Genomic DNA, 14,833 nt, shown 5'->3' with positions numbered 1-14,833 from the left:
CCGAGCTTAACAAAATTGAGCGATGTTGGTCATGGTTAAAAAGCCGAATTCGTAAGCAAATAATTCAATTTGGCTGTCTGAGAGATGCGATGGAAGCTGTGCTTCACACAGCGGCTTAACCGCCTTGGCGGTTGCTATATCGCTATTGACAGTCTTCTTATGGGGAATTTTACCTATTGCTCTTGCAGTAATTCTACAAGTACTTAATGTCTATACCGTAATTTGGTTTCGCTTTTTGGTATCATTTCTACTGCTTGCTTTGTATTTAGGGATACGCGGCAAATTACCAAAATTAGAACAATTGCGCTCTGCTTCTGGAAAATTATTAGCGATCGCGACAATATTTTTAGGGATTAATTACTTTTCGTTTATCCAAGGTTTAGCACTAACATCGCCTGCTAACGCTGAAGTTCTGATTCAATTATCTAGCCTTTTATTAGGTTTTGGAGGGTCAGTAATTTTTAAAGAACGTTATCGGCTGTCTCAATGGATTGGCGTTAGTGTCATGATTTGTGGTTATCTTTTATTTTTTCGCGAACAACTAACGAATTTAATTACAGCACATGGCACATATATACTAGGTAGTGTTTTAATCGCTCTAGGAGCGACAGCTTGGGCTATTTATGCTTTGGCACAAAAGCAGTTATTACAATCTTTATCTTCCACCAGCATCATGTTGGTTATTTATGGAGGTTGTACTTTATTATTCACTCCTCTAGCAAAAGTAAAATCACTTTTTATACTTGATACTTTCCATTTAGGAATGTTGATTTTTTGTGCCTTGAATACCTTAATTGCCTACAGTGCTTTTTCTGAATCATTACAACATTGGGAAGCATCACGAGTAAGTGCAGTAATAGCTTTAGCTCCCATTGTGACATTAATAGCAGTCGCAATTGTATCAGTTATTGCACCTGATTGGATACCATCAGAACACTTCACTTTTATAGCAATATTGGGAGCGGGTTTAGTAGTTACAGGTTCAGTAGCGATCACACTTGGGAAAAGCTGATTAAATGCCATGCTTTTCAGGATTTTTACTAGATTTTTCATCTTGTGAATTTGTGCAATATTCAAAGCTACAACATAAATACTGAGGCAGACTATTTTTTATTTGTTATGATTTAATAGTGAAGGCAAACTACTGAAGTCATCTAGATACTTTACTCATCTGCGTGACTTGGGAGGATTTGATTGTTGACTTTATAGCCGAAATATCCTTGCAAAAGAATTCAGAAATCAGAATTCAGGAGTCAGAAGAAATTACTAGGGCATTGGGTATCGCTACTTTTTTTGACTACTAAATCTCAGATTTGGTGAAAAATTTCAACCCATTTATACCTATTATTTGAAGCCAGCTACATTCGCAAGTCATACATAATTCACCCTGAATTATCACTACTGACTCCTAAATTCTGTTTTGAGAAAATTGAGGCTAATAACTTTAAGTAAACCAAGCAGGGCGCCCGAATAACTACCAAAGCCAACACGCGATACAACCAGACCACCGAAACAGTTGAGCGATGAATAGTTTGTTTGGTAATTGGGCCAGCACCCTCAGAAAAAATTCTTTATTGCTGGTTCTTTCAATGGTGCTGCCAATATTTGGAATTAGTAATTCTGTGTTGGCAGCAGAGCGGATTTATGCATCTTATTCAGCTTTAGAGCTTTCCATTTCAGTCAGGACTTTAGAGAACTACGCCAAAACAGGTGTAATTAACGAAGACTTAGCAGCCTATCAGCGATATCTGCCTTTAGAACAGTTTCAAGAATTGCGGCGGATTTTGCTTAATCGTGTGAAAGTTAGTCCGGTAGTAGTTTCGCAACTTCTCTACACACCCCAAGGAGAATTTTTACTGCATCGATTGGCGCAAGTGATTAAAACCAATCAGCCAGAACCAGGATTGAGTACTTTGCGTTCGGCGCTCATTTTAGCCTCTGGAGAATCGGGAGGCTTGACACTTTTAAATGTGTTGCGTAAATATCCCAGCAGCAGCATTCGCCTTGATGTCGCCGAGACTTTGGAAATAGGTACACAATTAGAGGAACTTGTTAACCAAACCCATCAAGCGATCGCAGTTGTTTCTCAAAAGTCTAAAATAGAAGCTGAGAGCATTTCTCAACCAAATTTCTCGCAATTGCCCGATTTAAAGGTTCCGGGAAAATTTAAGTCGCAAAAATACATCCTGAAGTTTTTCGACTCAACCCGCAATCGACTTTTATTGACTGATGTTTACATTCCCAATGTCCAAAAGGCTGCACCGGTAATTGTCATTTCTCACGGCTTGGGTTTAGACAGCAGTAACTTTCAATATTTAGCCACTCACTTAGCTTCTTACGGATTTGCTGTCGTTGTTCCCAATCACCCTGGTAGTGATGCGAAACAATTACGTTCTCTGTTAAAAGGACGCGCTATTGAAGTAGCAGAACCAAGCGAATTTCAAAACCGACCTTTGGACATAACATATATACTGAATCAATTGCAAAAAGATAATCAATCTGATTCACGGTTTAAAGGTCGCCTAAATCTGCAACAAGTCGGAGTATTTGGTCAATCTTTGGGAGGCTACACAGCCTTAGCCCTAGCAGGCGCTAAAATCAACTTTGAGCAGCTAAAACAAGACTGTCAACCAGCAGCACTCCAAAATACCTGGAATATGTCTTTACTGCTCCAGTGTCGCGCTTTAGAATTGAGCATCAGCAAGTCTGGCAAAGATTATAACCTGCGGGATGAGAGAGTAAAAGCTGCGATCGCAGTTAATCCTATTACTAGTTCAATTTTTGGCAAAGCTGGCTTAAGTCAAATCAAAACTCCAGTGATGATTGTCAGCAGTAGTGATGATACTGTTGCACCAGCTTTATCCGAGCAAATTTTACCTTTTTCCTGGTTAATGAATCCTCAAAAGTATCTCGTCACGCTTGAAGGTGGCACACACTTCTCCACCATTGGCAATGCAAACCCTGCAAATCAACAAGTAGCATTACCTGCTGATATGATTGGCGATGCTTCTCAAGCGCGTTGTTACATGAATGTTTTGAGTTTACCTTTCTTCCAAACATACATTGCAGGCAAGCCGCAATACACACCCTACCTAAACGCCGCTTACACTCACAGCATTTCTAGTAAGCCTCTTGGTTTGAGTCTCGTTAAGTCATTGAATACAACTGAATTAGCACAATTATTGGATATCAAAGCAGCCAAACTCGTTCAAAAAAAAGTTCCCAACACCATAGTCAGCTTCGGATTTTGGATGTTGGATATTGGTGTTGCATTGCTGCATGTGATGATTTTTATTTGATTTGTACAGACGTAATTCATTACGTCTGGAAAATTTATTTGCACCTTTATAAAATTAGAGGCTCAATTCTTACTTGCACTTCTTCAATTAACTTTTGTTCAACTTTTTCTACAAACAAAACTTTTCTAACTTTCCAGTTTAGTGATTTGATCCGATCGGCTAGCACCACGCCACTGATTATCATTCCGTCGTCACTACACCATCTTCTAGTTATTTGCACTTACCTTAATTAGTGTAAAAACCATAAGCAGACAGATAGATGCGATCGCATTCATACTTGTCAGCATATACTTTAAAGAAATATGACATTTAATTACGCTATTTTAAAACTAGCTTTACATAAGTTAATTTATGAGCCAGCCGGAATATACTACAGCCCAAGCTAATGCCCTGACTAACCACGATCGCAAACCTATTCACATACCTGGCTCTATTCAACCTCATGGCATTCTCCTAGCACTTAGTAATCAGCTAGAGATACTGCAAGTTAGCAACAATACCCAAGTGTATTTGTACAAAGCTCCAGAAGAGTTGCTCGGTAAACCTTTGAGCTATTTACTTGAACCTCAGCCAGTGGAAATTGTCAAGCAGTGCTTAGTAAAAAAGGTTGGCAGCGCTAATGTGTTTAAAGTATTAATAAATACTTTATATGGAGAAATATACTTTGATGCTATTGCTCATCGTACAAAAGAAGCTGTGATTCTGGAGCTAGAACCAACTGACTCGGAATTTGAGATGAGTTTCTTAAACTTTCATAGTTTTGCGAGTGAAGCGATCGCTAAAATGCAAAGGACATCCAATTTGGGAGAATTTTTGCATTTAGTAGCTGAAGAAGTTCAAAAAATCATCGGTTTCGACCGGGTGATGGTCTATCAATTTGACGAGTCAGAAGCGGGTTCTGTGGTTGCAGAAGTTAAACGGGAAGATTTATCACCTTATTTAGGACTCCACTATCCCGCTACAGATATTCCAGCGCAGGCTAGGGAGTTATACACGCGTTGCTTTCTGAGATTTCTCCCCGATTTGACTGCCGAACCTGTCAAACTAGTTCCAACGGAAAATCCGACAACACATCAGCATCTTGACTTAAGCTACTGTCTGCTACGGAGTTTTGATTGGTGTTGTACTGAATATCATCAAAATATGGGGGTGAAGGCTCTTTTGGTGATTTCAATCATTCAAGAGCAGAAGCTTTGGGGATTAATATCCTGCCACCATCAAACACCAAAGTATATTTCTTACGAAGTCCGCAAGATGTGCGAATTTTTGGGACAGATTGCATCTTCAGAATTAGCACACAAAATTAGTAACTCGGAATGGGATTATAAAGTAAAACTCAAATCGCTACAGTCTGAGTTTTTAGAATCTATTTCCCAAGCAGACAATTTTATCGATGCCCTCATCAAACCGGAAATCCGCTTGCTCGATCTTGTTAGTGCTTCAGGAGCGGCGGTTTGTCTGGATAATGAAATTACCCTTGTGGGAACAACACCGAATATTGATGAAGTTCGGGCACTCATTGAATGGGCGAATACCCAAGTTAGTGACAACCTGTTTGCTACTGATTCTCTGCCAAAGCTTTACCCAGAGGCGCTGATATTTAAAGATAGTGCTAGTGGCTTGTTGCTACTGCGGATTTCTAAAATTCGGCACTATTACATCCTTTGGTTTCGCCCTGAAGTTATTCAAACGGTACACTGGGCAGGAAATCCACAAGAATCCATGCAAGCACAGGCAGACGGTAGCTATACCCTGTCTCCTCGAAAATCCTTTGAACAATGGCAAGAAACGGTTAGATTAACTTCTCTACCTTGGAAACCTTGCGAACTTGACAGTGCGATCGCTTTGAATAATGCGATCGTTGGTATCGTACTCTCGAAAGCGGATGAATTAGCTAAAATCAACCTGGAGTTAGAGCGTAGCAATCAAGAACTAGCATCCTTTGCCTATGCCGCTTCCCATGACCTCAAGGAACCTTTGCGGGGCATTTATAACTTCTCAACGGTGTTGCTAGAAGACTATGCCCAAGTATTAGATGATGATGGAATTGAGTGCTTGCAAACAGTAGTATCCTTGTCTGTACGCATGGAAACTCTGATTAATGCTTTGCTGCGGTTATCGCAGTTAGGACAAGCACAACTGCGTTTGCAAGCAACTGACCTCAACGAATTACTCAACCAAGTAATCGACATTTTTCGTGCTAGTCGCCAAGACTCTGGGCTTGTAGATATCCGCATTCCTCGACCTTTACCAACAGTTTTGTGCGATCGAGTCCTGGTTAATGAAGTCTTCAGTAATCTGCTTGGTAATGCGTTCAAATATAACGATAAGACAGAGCAATGGGTTGAGATTGGCTACTTTTCTCAACAAGAGGCAGAGCGGCAGAGGGGCAGGGGAGCAGAGGAGCAGGGGGAGACAAGGGGAATAACTCATACCCAATGCCCCATGCCCCATGCCCAATGCCCAATATTTTATGTCCGAGATAACGGCATTGGAATTCCACAGCATCACCTAGAAACTATCTTTAGATTATTTAAGCGGCTCCATTCCCAGCAAAAGTACGGTGGAGGAGCAGGTGCAGGACTAGCTATTGTTAAGAAGATTGTTGAGCTTCATAACGGTCAAATTTGGGTGAAATCTACTGTAGGCGTTGGCTCAATTTTTTATTTTACGCTGGAATAGTTTAAGATAATGACTAAATATATATTTTTGTTAAGCTCTTTTAAGACCACGAATGACAAAAAAACTTCATGAACCGCTGCTCGTTGTTGAGGACAGCAATGAAGATTTTCGGATGCTGCAACGTCTGATGCGGCGTATGTCTGTCCAGAATCCCATACACCGTTGTACGAATGGGGATGAGGTTTTAGAGTTCCTTTATCAACAGGGAAACGATGCCTACGCTAAGGACGAAGACCTACCCAACTCAAAAGTAGCATTACGACCCTCTGTAATCTTGCTCGATCTCAACTTGCCAGGTATTGATGGGCGTGACATTTTAGATCGGCTCAAGCAGGATAAGAGTTTCAAGGGAATCCCCATCGTTGTTTTTACCACATCATCTAACCCCAAGGATATTGAATTGTGCTACCAAAAGGGCGCAAATGGGTATCTGGTAAAACCGATGGATGCTCAAGAACTAAAAAAGACGATCCAGGCATTTGTAGATTACTGGCTTGAAGCTAATACGCCGCCTGTGTTGGATTAATTTATTTATTTTTTGTCGATCTAGCAGTAGGAAAAAAGGATAATAAAGGAGACGGCTCAGAGGACACAGAGACATTTTCCTCTTTGAGTCACTGTGTCTGTTTGTCTGTGTTAGATTCCTTTTCCCGATTTTTCTATTTTTTAACTATTTGGTATTTCTTTAGGATTACTAAAGAATTTAGATTTTATTTACACTTATTTTATATTATTTTTAGAATTATGCAAGAAAACACAATCTGGATAAAAGGGATCTATATAGCTCCCTGATCCTCATAACCTTATGTTGGACACATGGACGCTACTTATCATCGATGATTGTGCCGCAGATCGGAAAATCTATCGTCGATATCTTTTGAAAGATCCGCACCAGTCCTACCAGATTTTAGAGGCAGACTGTGCAGAAGAAGGACTTGCTTTGTGCCAAAAAGTACGCTGCGATGTCATTTTGCTGGATTTTTGCCTACCTGATATGAGTGGGTTAGAATTTTTCGATCGCATCCAGCAGGAGATATTTAAGACTTCTGTCCCCGTGATTATGTTGACAGGGCGCGGTGATGAAGAAATCGCTGTGCAGGTAATGAAACGGGGTGCTTTGGATTACTTAGTCAAGCAAAATCTGACACAGGATGTGCTGCAACTAGCAGTCCGCAACGCCATTAAGCAGTCGTGCTTGCAAGCCCAACTGCTCAAAACTCAGGAGAGACAACGCCTAATTGCCACAACTGCTTTACGAATTCGCCAGTCTCTTAATCTAGAGCAAATTTTGAATACGGCTGTAGCTGAGGTTCAGCAACTTCTAAAGTGCGATCGCGTGATGGTTTATCAGTTTGCCCCAGATACAGGTGGTAAAATAGTCGCCTCATCAATTGAGTCATACAGCACTGTAGCATTGTGCGATCGCGTTGGGGCTGGGACTGGGGAGCAGGGGAGCAGGGGAGCAGGGGAGCAGGGGAGCAGAGGAGAAGTTGCAGTAGGTCTTTCCCCTCTGCCCCTCTGCCCCTCCGCCCCTCTGCCTTTCGTGCCTAATTCCCAATCCCCAATGCCTTATATCTATGAGCTTGGTTTGTGTAATTGTGTCAGCATAAAAGAGCAATTTAATAGTAAGGCAAATCTGGTAGTTCCGATTAATCTGAGCAACAATGGGAACCCAACACCCAAGCTTTGGGGTTTATTGATTGCTCACCATAATTCCGGGGAGCGACAGTGGCAAACTGATGATGCAGAAATGCTTAATGAAGTATCAGTACAGTTAGCGATCGCTATTCAACAGGCAGAATTGTTAGCCCAAACTCAAGCAGCCCTTGCCAAAGAAAAGCAACTCAATGTATTTAAATCCCAAATAATTACAACGGTTTCCCATGAGTATCGAACGCCGCTAACTTCAATTCTGGCTGCGGCATCAACTTTGGTAAAACATAGCCAGCAATTAGATGAGTCTAAACAAGAGCGGTTCTTGGGAATCATTGAACAGAAAGCAAGGTATATGTCCAAACTTGTGGATAATATGCTTCTGGTTAACCAACTTGAACTGGAAAAACCCAAGTTTCAACCAATCTCAGTCGATTTACTGCAATTTTTTTCTGACCTTTTAGAACAAGAGCGAGAAACAGTAGGCGATCGCCACGAATTGATTTTTAAAATTACTGGTAATCATCATGGATTTTGGGGCGATCGCGGACTTTTGCAACAAATTTTTATTAACTTAATGTCCAATGCAATTAAGTACTCTCCAGATGGAGGTAGTGTAGAATTCCACCTGATCGGCAAAGAATCAGAAGCAATTTTTTACATCAAAGATTGGGGAATTGGCATCCCGATGGCAGATCGAGAAAATTTGTTTCAATCCTTCAGCCGTGGAAGTAACGTTGACACAATTCCTGGTACAGGCTTAGGGCTAGCGATCGCTAAAGCTTGTGTTGAGTTACATAGTGGTAATATTACTTTGTCAAGTGAAGTGGGGCAAGGAACTAAAGTTACAGTTAGCTTACCGAAAATATCCCCAACTGGTCAATTATCTCCATCATCCACTTGATTTTACGTGAGTTCGACAAACCCCCTTTTTTGACTTCTCCCCCAACCCCTCTCCGTGTCGGAGAGGGGAGCCAAAACCCTATTTCTGGTTGCTCCTCCCTTTCTCCGTGGGAGAGGGAGGTTGTCCGGGAGAGGTACATCGAACTCACGTTGATTTAGATAATTTTAAAAAACATATTGTAATTATTGCTCTTCAATTTCTATCTTGCTAATTAACCATTCTTTGATTGTTTTTCCGCAAGGCTCAGAACTTTGGCAATCACTGACGTTCTCTAGAGAATAAGACATTTTTACTTTTTTGTTGACGTATTTATCTGGTTCGCAAACTTCAAAGACTGCACCAACACCTTCATATACTTTGCCATTTTCATCGACAACAGTAACGTAGCATTTCAAGTCTCCGTTTTGCATATCTTTGATAGTACCAGAACTTGGATTATTATTTTTAATTTCTTTGGATTGATTTTTTTTAGCAGATGTTTTTTCAGTTGATGCTGACTTAATAGTTTTTTTGCTGTTCTCTAGTTTTACTTGATTTACAGAAATAGATTCAGAATTAACTTGGGTAGCTGTTGTAGTATTTGCTGGATTAGCTTTATTCTCTTGAGAAGCACTATTGTTTGAGTTACTACAACTCATAATCAACATAGAGCAAAAAAGCAATGTAGTAGTGAAAATTGATTTTTTCATTTAATTTATGTTCGTAAAAACTATTGATAGTTGTTTTGCTCAAAGCGCTACAGGTAAAATCTTTGATTGACAATCAAAACTTTTATTAAGTTTTCTTTGAACTTTCTTGATATTACAGTTTTATGTCTTGGAAGTTATAAATGACATCGTGATATTTGCGGAAAATACTCGGCGTTATCTGCAATTTTTGGATATTATTCGGCAAAGTGCTTAGAGAATGTCTTGATCCTGATAAAATAATGCTTAATTGAAGAAGAATGCAGAATCAAGACGCTCTCTACGACTCGCTATCCGTTTTTTTGGTCAGAATAATTCTGACTCCTGAATTCTGTTTTGATAAACTTTGATTGCTAAATATTAATGCTTTGAGCATTAAATCAGTATTTAATAGAATTTATAAGCTGTTAGTATTGATTTTGTGTTATTTCAAGGTTTTCTCAACTTAAACAAACCATTTGGCTGGACTTCCCACGACTGTGTAGCGCGGGTGCGAAAACTGTTGCGCCTCAAACGTGTAGGACATGCGGGAACCTTAGATCCAGCAGCAACAGGCGTTTTACCGATCGCACTTGGTAAAGCCACAAGATTATTGCAATATCTGCCAGAAAACAAAGCTTATAAGGCTACGATTCGCCTGGGCGTGCGGACTACAACCGATGATTTAGAAGGTGAAATCATTAGTTCTCAAGCTTGTGCTGGATTGAGTTTGGCAGAGGTGAAAACTGCACTGGCAAAATTTGAAGGCAAGATTGAGCAAATACCACCGAGTTATAGTGCAATTCAAGTGGATGGAAAACGTCTCTACGACTTAGCACGTAAAGGTGAAATAGTGGAAGTTCCAGTGCGAACAGTGGAAATTTTTCAGATAGATATTTTGGATTGGAGAGAAGGAGATTTTCCCGAATTGGATGTGGCGATCGCCTGTGGTTCTGGTACATATATTAGAGCGATCGCTCGTGACTTAGGTGCAATCTTAGAAACTGGTGGCACTCTTGCCGCTTTGATCCGTACCCAAAGCAGTGGTTTCGATTTAACCGATAGTCTCACTTTTTCCGACTTAGAAGCTAAATTGCAAGGCGGGACGTTTCAACCTCTTGCCCCTGATGCAGCGTTACAACATTTGTTGTCTGTGACTTTACCAGCAATACCTGCTCAAAAATGGTGTCAAGGTCAGCGAGTTTCTCTGAACTCTGATGTTACTGGGATAGTGCGAGTTTATCAAGAAGAGACTCGCTTTTTAGGTATTGGACAATTACAAGATGAAGTGTTGATTCCGCAAATGGTTTTTGAGGCGATTTCTTGAAGAATTCAGGAGTCAGAATTTAGGAGTGGAACTGGAGACATTCTGCCGCCAGCAGGGGAGGCGGAGCCTCTAGGACAGCATTCCCAGTCTCCGACTGGGAACGAGACAATAGTCGCAAACAATTCAATTCTGAATTCTGGCTCCTGACTCCTGAATTCTTTCTTGTTAAACCAAATAACTCGTATTAGGTACGATCGCAAAGAAGGCATACTCATACCAAGCAGTCCAGATGAAACTGCGAATCCATCGCTGACGCTTGTCGAGACTCAATTCATATTCAAACGCGCCACGAGATACATCAATGGAAGATAGATGAGAGTTGCAACCGCAGCCATGCTGATAAGTAAAACCGTATTTAGAGGCAATACTTTGCACCTTCATTTGAATAGCAAATACCTTACCTGCATGGAGTATGGCATCCCAAGCACGTTTGTGTTCGATATCGCGTCGATCGAATCGCAAAGCACGTTCTTCAAAAACATGATCGCGGTAAATTGGGGCTAAATGCACGTGATAAAAGCTAGCAGGTAGTTCATAACCAAATTCATTAAATAAATCTATGCCGATGCGAGCCACTTTTACTTCATCAGCGTAATCGATTCCTTTTGACTCCAGATCGCAAAGAATTTCTGCAAAGTTCGGATAGCTGTGTTTGAGAAAGTTTTGCCCAAAAAACTCTAAGGTTTCCCATGCTAGTTGTGCAAATAGCTGAGAAAATGATGGTATTAGGTGAGCTAGTTGGGGGCGATCGCTAAATAAATCAACATCACCACGTTCTAATTTATACAAAAAAAGCTGTGCCATCTCAACATAGCTTTGGGGCTGGGAAAGTCCGACACTCGTGGTTCCTCTAGCAATGTCTTGCCATATAGAAGGTAGTTGAGAAACATGAACCGCATTTTCTCCAGCAATGACTGCAACAGGAGGACATTCGAGAAGTTGCATCGACAATCTCCTTTAAGACTTTAATGTGTAATTTACCTTAAGAGAGCGTTAAATCTATCTTTTGAACACAATAAAAAATGTTTGACAGACTGTCTTTTGACAACGAGCGCAATTTTATTCCTAATTTTAGGGGTATTGGTTATTAGTTATTTTAGGATAATTCATAATTTATAATTCAATTACCCATTTAAAGCATTCTTTTCACTTACCTGCTATTTTTCTATATATTTTCTCTCCCTTGACTAACTCTTCGTAGTAAGGCTCATAAGAAGTGAACCTGATAGATTCTTGTCTTCCTAAACCTAAGATACCAAAGGTGCAAAGGCTATTATAAAACAGTTCGTGTACGCGTTTCTGAAGTGCCTGATTAAAATATATCAGGACATTACGACAAAGAATCACATTAAACTCATTAAAAGAACTATCAGTGGCTAAATTGTGCTGGGCAAAAACAACATTTTCTCTTAGGGACGCTCGAAAAATAGCATTGTCATAAGCTGCTGTATAATATTCTGAGAAAGATTTTTTGCCACCTGCTTTTAAATACAAGTGAGTATATTCCTGCATCATTTTCAGCGAGAAAATCCCACTTTTGGCATTTTGTAATACCTTCTCATTCGTATCAGTGGCATATATGCGGCAACGGTGATAAAGTCCTTCTTCTTGCAGTAAAATTGCCATTGAATAGACTTCTTCACCAGTTGAACATCCAGCGTGCCAGATCCGAATAAACGGATAGGTTTGTAAGAAGGGAATAACCTGATTTCTGAAGGTATTATAAAAGCTGGGATCGCGAAACATTGATGTGACATTCACCGTCAGAGCCAGCAAAAATCTTTCTAAATAAGCGCGATTATGTAGTAATCGCTCTTGCAATGCAGAAATATTTGCTACCCCTTCTAATTGCATGAAGCCCTGAATACGGCGCTTGAGTGATGAAAGAGCATAATTGCGAAAGTCATAACCGTAGTACTGATACACACCTTCCAAGAGTAGGTGTATTTCTATGTCCTCTAAGATCGGTTTGGGCAGAGGCATGATATTCATAATTCATCGGTTTCAGTTTAACCAAGTGGCTTTTATGACTAAAACAGCAATCGCAATTATTGAAATTCCAGCTAGCCATCTAACCTGATAGCGCAGATTTTTTATCTCTTGGCTCAGGCTTTCTCTTTGTGGGATGGAATATGGTTCTAGTTGTACAACTTCAATAGCTACTTGTTCGGGTGTCTTTTGGGGATTTTCAAACGAGACTTGCGTGTGTAGCCAATTAGTAATCAGTTGCGGACAGTTCTTTTTAAACCAATTTAAAGCTATGATTCTAAAAACTGGTTTAGACATTCGGGCAATTAATTTCATCACCCTGTTTAAGGGTTTCAGGCGAAGCTTTTGATTAATCAAATTGACTGAACCAACATCATAAAGACAATCCAGAATTAGTTTTACAGTAGCTTCTTCACTGTTAATCAAGTTTTGCAGTAAAAGCAGAACATCACGCATCCGCTCTGCTTCTGCATACTTTTCTGGCAAGTTTTCTGGAGGATTTACTGAAGGATTTACAGTTGGATTTAGGGTGTTTTGTCTTACTATCGTCATATTGGTAACATACCAGTCATAATAATATCAGTACACCTATCTGCCGAGAGAAAGGTTTTTTATCTAGAGAGAGAACCTAAAAGCCAAAATTTATTCGTAAGAAACATGACTATATCGTGTTTGTAAAAAATCCGTTTGTTTAGTTCTAATAAATCTTTTATTTACTTTTGGGTAAATAAAAGATTTATGTAGATGCTAAGACTTCAATTTCCGAAATCACCCGTTCTAATTCCTCAATTATGACAGTGCTTTCAGTCTTTTTAAAAGCCTCTAAAAGCGCCCGATAATACCAAAGAGTACCTTCTTTACGCCCATGAAAACGTTCCCAAAGTGATTCGCCCAAAATGCGATAATCTTTGAGAATAGACTGGGCATTGTAAAGTTTATCAGCGGATGACACCAGCAGTACTGATGGGGAAGCTGTAGGAATATGAGCAATGTATGCCTCCTTACGCTGTCGCCAAGGGGGTTTTGGAGTTGTATCAGCGTCAGTACAACCATCTACAATTGCCGTTACATTGTCACCAAAGCGACGGCGAATTTCTTCTCGTGTTGCAGCACCGCCTTGATCTTCGATCGCATCGTGTAACAGAGCTGCGATCGCTTCATCTTCATTTGCCCCGTATTCTAAAGCAATACTGGTGACACCTAATAAATGGGCAACATAAGGGACACCTGAACCTTTACGAACTTGGTTAGCGTGTAGTTGGGTGGCGTAGATCAGGGCTGCGGTAAAACGTTCTGAGAGCATTGTATAAATAAAAAAGTTTTAGCAGTCAGAATAACTCAACTGAAATATTGGGTTTGTGTCAATTTTATAACAAATCGCTCCAAGTGCAGAGGCAGTAAAGGATAAAAGTAGTATATGAGTAAAATTTAAATTTGAAATTAGATAGATAATATTTAAATTTATATTCCATCGACAGATAGATAAAACTCTGCTGTTAGTTTATTAAATTTACTCAAGGATGTGCTTTTAACTAGGAGTTAATTTACATAATGCCAGACAATCCTGGATTAGGAGAGCAAGCTCTCAATAAAGCGGCAGAAATAGGATTATCTAGTCAATTAGATGAAGTAGAAAATTTAGATGTAGACATCAAAACAGACCCGCTGAAACTGGTTCAGGGAGAGGTGGATGAAGTCACGATTGAAGGTGATGGTTTAGTTATGCAGAAAGACCTCCGTATGGAGGAATTGGAAATGCAAATGACTAATGTTGCCATTAATCCTCTAAGTGTGGCTTTTGGTAAAATTGAACTAACTAAACCGACAGAAGCTAATGCACAGGTTGTGTTAACCGAAGCTGATATTAATCGTGCTTTCAACTCCGAATATGTGCGATCGCAACTGCAAAGTCAGAAAATACATATTAACGGACAACTAAAGACAATTGAACCTCAAAATGTAGATTTTCGATTACCGGGTGATGAGAAAGTAGCACTAAATGCCAGCATAAAATTAGTAGAAACTGGGGAAAATCAGCAAGTTGCTTTTTCCGCAGTCCCCAAGATTAGCAGTAATGGAAAAAGTGTTGCTTTGGAAAATGTCGAGTATGGCGAAAGTGAGGAAATATCGCCAGAGTTGACCAAAGCTTTGATCGATCAAACTAGCGAAATTTTGAATTTAAGTAACTTTGATTTAGATGGTATGAGTCTACAAGTCAACCAACTAAAAGTAGAAGTAGGTAAACTAATCTTACAGGCTGAAGCTTATGTGGAAAAAATTCCTTCAGCTTAAAAGTGTAACGTTCATAAGTTCA

General features: G+C 39.9%; 13 protein-coding genes and 1 pseudogene. 8 read left to right on the top strand and 6 right to left on the bottom strand.

Annotated elements, in window-relative coordinates; genetic code table 11:
- The 3 genes and pseudogenes from RMY32_RS31235 to RMY32_RS31225 form a co-directional block, all read left to right on the top strand.
- A pseudogene (locus RMY32_RS31235) lies at nucleotides 1-119 on the top strand (IS630 family transposase); the annotation flags it as partial.
- A 5-nt stretch (nucleotides 120-124) separates the two neighbouring features.
- Nucleotides 125-1,012: a DMT family transporter gene (locus RMY32_RS31230; protein WP_322713535.1), complete on the top strand. Its 888-nt coding sequence runs from the start codon at nucleotides 125-127 to the stop codon at nucleotides 1,010-1,012.
- A 511-nt stretch (nucleotides 1,013-1,523) separates the two neighbouring features.
- Nucleotides 1,524-3,299, top strand: a complete 1,776-nt coding sequence (locus tag RMY32_RS31225; protein WP_322713534.1) for an alpha/beta hydrolase — start codon at nucleotides 1,524-1,526, stop codon at nucleotides 3,297-3,299.
- A 46-nt stretch (nucleotides 3,300-3,345) separates the two neighbouring features.
- On the opposite strand, the gene RMY32_RS31220 is transcribed toward RMY32_RS31225, so the two are convergent.
- Nucleotides 3,346-3,519, bottom strand: coding sequence for a hypothetical protein (locus tag RMY32_RS31220; RefSeq protein ID WP_322713533.1), 174 nt, complete (start codon nucleotides 3,517-3,519; stop codon nucleotides 3,346-3,348).
- Between the two features lie 131 nt (nucleotides 3,520-3,650).
- Here RMY32_RS31220 and RMY32_RS31215 point away from each other — a divergent pair, with 131 nt between their 5' ends.
- From RMY32_RS31215 to RMY32_RS31205, 3 genes are all read left to right on the top strand, one after another.
- Nucleotides 3,651-5,981: an ATP-binding protein gene (locus RMY32_RS31215; protein ID WP_322713532.1), complete on the top strand. Its 2,331-nt coding sequence runs from the start codon at nucleotides 3,651-3,653 to the stop codon at nucleotides 5,979-5,981.
- Between the two features lie 52 nt (nucleotides 5,982-6,033).
- Complete coding sequence (locus RMY32_RS31210) at nucleotides 6,034-6,507, top strand: response regulator (protein ID WP_322671192.1); 474 nt, start codon at nucleotides 6,034-6,036, stop codon at nucleotides 6,505-6,507.
- A 279-nt stretch (nucleotides 6,508-6,786) separates the two neighbouring features.
- The gene (locus RMY32_RS31205) at nucleotides 6,787-8,538 is read left to right on the top strand and encodes an ATP-binding protein (protein ID WP_322713531.1); all 1,752 of its coding nucleotides are present in this window, start codon (nucleotides 6,787-6,789) and stop codon (nucleotides 8,536-8,538) included.
- A 182-nt stretch (nucleotides 8,539-8,720) separates the two neighbouring features.
- Here the strand turns inward: RMY32_RS31205 and RMY32_RS31200 are convergent, their stop codons facing one another.
- Complete coding sequence (locus tag RMY32_RS31200; RefSeq protein WP_322713530.1) at nucleotides 8,721-9,227, bottom strand: hypothetical protein; 507 nt, start codon at nucleotides 9,225-9,227, stop codon at nucleotides 8,721-8,723.
- A 418-nt stretch (nucleotides 9,228-9,645) separates the two neighbouring features.
- Between RMY32_RS31200 and truB the strand changes: the two genes are divergently transcribed.
- Entirely contained in the window at nucleotides 9,646-10,530 is an 885-nt protein-coding gene (truB, locus tag RMY32_RS31195) for a tRNA pseudouridine(55) synthase TruB (protein WP_322713529.1), read from the top strand.
- Nucleotides 10,531-10,695: 165 nt separating this feature from the next.
- Here truB and RMY32_RS31190 read toward each other — a convergent pair whose 3' ends face one another.
- The 4 genes from RMY32_RS31190 to RMY32_RS31175 form a co-directional block, all read right to left on the bottom strand.
- Nucleotides 10,696-11,475 (bottom strand): hypothetical protein, encoded by a 780-nt coding sequence (locus tag RMY32_RS31190; protein ID WP_322713528.1) that lies wholly within the window; start codon nucleotides 11,473-11,475, stop codon nucleotides 10,696-10,698.
- 201 nt (nucleotides 11,476-11,676) lie between these two features.
- On the bottom strand, nucleotides 11,677-12,513 hold the full coding sequence (locus RMY32_RS31185) for a protein-glutamate O-methyltransferase CheR (protein ID WP_322684009.1): 837 nt from the start codon (nucleotides 12,511-12,513) through the stop codon (nucleotides 11,677-11,679).
- A gap of 21 nt (nucleotides 12,514-12,534) precedes the next feature.
- The gene (locus RMY32_RS31180; protein WP_322713527.1) at nucleotides 12,535-13,071 is read right to left on the bottom strand and encodes a hypothetical protein; all 537 of its coding nucleotides are present in this window, start codon (nucleotides 13,069-13,071) and stop codon (nucleotides 12,535-12,537) included.
- Between the two features lie 184 nt (nucleotides 13,072-13,255).
- The gene (locus RMY32_RS31175; protein WP_322690545.1) at nucleotides 13,256-13,822 is read right to left on the bottom strand and encodes an HD domain-containing protein; all 567 of its coding nucleotides are present in this window, start codon (nucleotides 13,820-13,822) and stop codon (nucleotides 13,256-13,258) included.
- Between the two features lie 248 nt (nucleotides 13,823-14,070).
- Between RMY32_RS31175 and RMY32_RS31170 the strand changes: the two genes are divergently transcribed.
- On the top strand, nucleotides 14,071-14,811 hold the full coding sequence (locus RMY32_RS31170) for a DUF2993 domain-containing protein (protein ID WP_322713526.1): 741 nt from the start codon (nucleotides 14,071-14,073) through the stop codon (nucleotides 14,809-14,811).
- The last annotated feature ends 22 nt before the right edge of the window (nucleotides 14,812-14,833 follow it).

Source organism: Nostoc sp. ChiSLP03a, assembly GCF_034531215.2.
Classification (GTDB): domain Bacteria; phylum Cyanobacteriota; class Cyanobacteriia; order Cyanobacteriales; family Nostocaceae; genus Nostoc.
The sequence above is the reverse complement of the archived record's forward strand: the minus strand, read 5'-3'. Positions and strand labels throughout refer to the sequence as shown.